This window comes from Methanofollis sp., assembly GCF_028702905.1.
Classification (GTDB): Archaea; Halobacteriota; Methanomicrobia; order Methanomicrobiales; family Methanofollaceae; genus Methanofollis.
Window position 1 is genome coordinate 1 of the sequence record NZ_JAQVNX010000164.1, and the last position, 3,392, is coordinate 3,392.

5 protein-coding genes are annotated in these 3,392 nt (G+C 61.1%); 2 read left to right on the forward strand and 3 right to left on the reverse strand.

Annotation, left to right across the window (positions count from 1 at the left end; all coding sequences use genetic code 11):
* Positions 1–37 precede the first annotated feature (37 nt).
* The 3 genes from PHP59_RS12080 to PHP59_RS12090 all read right to left on the reverse strand — a co-directional run bounded on the left by PHP59_RS12080 (position 38) and on the right by PHP59_RS12090 (position 1,593).
* Entirely contained in the window at positions 38–364 is a 327-nt protein-coding gene (locus tag PHP59_RS12080) for a DUF5658 family protein (RefSeq protein ID WP_300167333.1), read from the reverse strand.
* A gap of 8 nt (positions 365–372) precedes the next feature.
* Positions 373–837, reverse strand: a complete 465-nt coding sequence (locus PHP59_RS12085; protein WP_300167335.1) for a type IV pilin N-terminal domain-containing protein — start codon at positions 835–837, stop codon at positions 373–375.
* 546 nt (positions 838–1,383) lie between these two features.
* A complete protein-coding gene (locus tag PHP59_RS12090; protein WP_300167337.1) occupies positions 1,384–1,593 on the reverse strand; it encodes a hypothetical protein in 210 nt (69 codons plus the stop codon).
* Between the two features lie 87 nt (positions 1,594–1,680).
* Here PHP59_RS12090 and PHP59_RS12095 point away from each other — a divergent pair, with 87 nt between their 5' ends.
* Together PHP59_RS12095 and PHP59_RS12100 are read left to right on the forward strand one after the other, a co-directional pair.
* Positions 1,681–2,589, forward strand: coding sequence for an ABC transporter ATP-binding protein (locus PHP59_RS12095; protein WP_300167340.1), 909 nt, complete (start codon positions 1,681–1,683; stop codon positions 2,587–2,589).
* Positions 2,586–3,353 (forward strand): ABC transporter permease, encoded by a 768-nt coding sequence (locus tag PHP59_RS12100; RefSeq protein WP_300167342.1) that lies wholly within the window; start codon positions 2,586–2,588, stop codon positions 3,351–3,353. Before PHP59_RS12095 ends, PHP59_RS12100 begins: the two co-directional genes overlap by 4 nt.
* The last annotated feature ends 39 nt before the right edge of the window (positions 3,354–3,392 follow it).

Here is a 3,392-nt window from a genome sequence, read left to right on the forward strand (position 1 = left end):
TCTCACTCGCCCGCTCCCGCAGTACCTTAAAGCGCCCTCAGGCGAAGACCTGCCAGAGCCCGATCTGCCAGAGATTATTCGCGAAGGAGAGCATGTACACCGCGGCGGCGCCGCCGATGCAGTACGTCCCGCTCCCCGCGACGAGAGTGTCGGCGCGGCGGCAGAGGAAAAGTACGAACACGGCGAAGGAAGCTTTCAGGAGCGCGTGCAACGCGGGGCAGAAGACGATGCCGGCCATCACGGGGTTCGCCTCCTGTCCCCCGTTGTCGAGGGCGTAGGTGGTCGTCGCCACGTCGGCGGCGAGGAGAAGGACGAGGAGGAGAAAGAGAAGGCGCGAGGCGCGGGTGGAAAAAAGGGGGGACATGGGAAGGATTATGCGAAGGTCTTCTCGTAGATGACCCCGTCGGTGCCGTCGGCATAGATCGCGGTGACGACGAAGATCTTCTTGGTTGGGTGTTTCGTTACCGTGATCTTATCGCCGGCGTGGAAGAGCTTGTCCGCGTTAATACCTGTGGCATTCAGGACACCTCCAGCAAAGTTTGTACTATTTGCCTGTTGATCATTGAGTTTAACCGTGTTATCTACTGCAGCTGCCCCACTCCAGGTAAATTTCAGTGCCTTGAGTTCGTCCACATTCGCTCCACCCGAGATCGTCAGGGTGATGTCGGTGTCGGTGGAGGCCGCCTTCACTGCCACGACCTTGTTCGCTTCCATCTGGTCGGTCTGGCCGAGGACGAACACAGCGACCGTCGCCGCCAGGATGACCGTGATGGCGACCATCAGGATGACGCCGATGACCGGCGACACCGCTTCTTCATGCTCATATCCGAATTTCATCGATTGTTACCTCCTCTTGTGAGGATGATCGCAATTTATCGGTATAGTATATATGTTTTCTTCATTTGCGCGGTACGTGTTTGTACAAAGGGTGATATTTAAAATGTTTCATACGCCATTCGTGCGTTCTATGGCTTCTGAATCATCACGGACATATGGCGTGAGGTGCCGGTCTTCATGGCGAAAACGGCACAATTTTATAGGTGTGTGCGCTGAAGGCGGAACGCGATATAAACATTCTTCCGGAGCGCGAAAAAAAAGGGATCGCCTGAAGAGAAAAATCGTGAAAAGAGCGGCGCGGGTGGGTGTATGCCGGGAGACGGCCAGGGCATTGCCCGTCTCCGGCAGAAATAGACCAGTTTCACGCAGACAAGGATCCGAAAATCCTTCCCCCGCACCCGGGTGAACACGGCCGGGCCGGGGATATCAGAATGTATAACGTGCCCTGTATTTATTATAAGCTGTTTTGTGCCGATAAAAAAAGAAAAGGAAGTTTCTTAAACCTCCTTTACCTCTCAAAACCGATTAAATTAGGATAAATCGCGTTCAGGCCGATTTTGCCGCGGTGTAGGCGTCGTACATCGAGTACAGCCAGACCAGGATGTAGAAGGGGATGCCGATCACGAAGGCCGAGAGACCGCCGAAGACGACCGCGAGGACGAAGAGCACGAGCGCCTTCATCATCTGACCCGTGTAGAACTGGCCGAGGCCGGGGATGAAGAACGAGAGTATCACTGCAAGAAGTGGCGATGCCATAGAGTGCGTTTCACCGCGGAGGAGAAAAAGCACCCTCACCGGCCAAAAGCTACAACTACTCGGGCGTGAGATCGCCATGCCGGGACAATGCCGCCTGTCATCATCGCGGAAAGGCTGGAAAAAAACTTCGGGAACGTCAGGGCCGTGCGGGGGATCAGCTTCGCCGTCGAGGAAGGGGAAGCCTTCGGCTTCCTCGGCCCCAACGGCGCCGGCAAGACCACCACCATGCGCATGGTCCAGTGCGTCTCGCCGCGGACAGGCGGCAGACTCCAGGTCTTCGGCATGGACCCGGCCGTCGACGCCCGCGCCATCAAGGCCCGCCTCGGCGTCGTCCCGCAGGAGAACAACCTCGACCCCGACCTCACCGGCGCCGAAAACCTCCTCACCTACGCGCGCTACTTCGGCATACCGAGACGCACCGCCGAGGAGAGAGTCGCCCGCCTCCTCGCCTTCGTCCAGGTGGAGGGGAAGAAAGACATCGTCATCGAGAACCTCTCCGGCGGCATGCGCCGCCGCCTCATCCTCGCCCGCGCCCTCGTCAACGACCCCGACATCCTCATCCTGGACGAACCCACCACCGGCCTCGACCCCCAGGCCCGCCACCTCATCTGGGAAAGACTCCGCGCCCTCCAGAGAGAGGGCACGACCCTCGTCCTCACCACCCACGCCATGGACGAGGCCGAACACCTCTGCGACCGCCTCGTCATCATGGACCACGGCCAGGTCCTCGTCGAAGGCTCGCCGAAAGACCTGATCAGGACGACGATCGGCGGGCACATCATCGAGGCCGGGGCCGACGAAGCCGTCATCGCGTGTCTCAGGAGCCGCGGCATCCCGTACGAGACCGCCGGCAACCTCGTCCACATCCCCACAGACAGGCCGAACGAAGTGACCCGCGCCCTCCTCGACGCCTGCGGCGCCATCACCCTCACCACCAGGCCCGCCACCCTCGAAGACGTCTTTTTAAAACTCACCGGGAGGACACTCAGGGAATGACCCTCCCCGGCAGGCGCGCCTGGACAGTCTGGCGCCGGAACCTCGACGTCTTCGCGAAGACCTGGATGGTGAACCTCCTCGTCCCCGCCCTCGAACCCGTCCTCTACCTCCTCGCCCTCGGCTTCGGCGTCGGCTACTACATCGCCGAAGTCGACGGCGTCCCGTACATCCGCTTCATCGCCCCGGCCCTCGTCGCCGTCTCCGTCATGAACGCCTCCTTCTTCGAGTGCACCTACGGCTCGTACGTGCGCATGTACTACCAGAAAACCTTCGACGCCGTCATCGCCACCCCCGTCTCCCTCGAAGAGGTGATCGCCGGCGAAATCCTCTGGGGCGCGACGAGAAGCGTCATCTCCGCCTCCCTCATCCTCCCCGTCCTCGTCCTCTTCGGCGTCGCCGACCTCCCCACCTCCCTCCTCCTCATCCCCTTCGCCTTCCCCGCCGGCCTCCTCTTCGCCTCCATCGGCATGTGCTTCACCGCCGTCATCCCGAACATCGAGTCGATCAACTACCCGGCCTTCCTCTTCATCACCCCCATGTTCCTCTTCTCCGGCACCTTCTTCCCCCTCTCCCTCCTCCCTGCACCCCTCCAGGCCCTCGCCCTCGCCGCCCTCCCCCTCACCCACGTCGTCAATGTCTGCCGCGCCCTCACCCTTGCCGCGGGCCTCGACCTCCTCCTCCTCGGCCTCCTCTGGATCGCCGCCGTCACCCCCGTCGCCTTCCTCCTCGCCCTCAGGATGATGAAAAAGCGGCTCGTCCGCTGAAAAAAAGGGATCTCGCCCTCACCGCTCACGCGGCGGGAC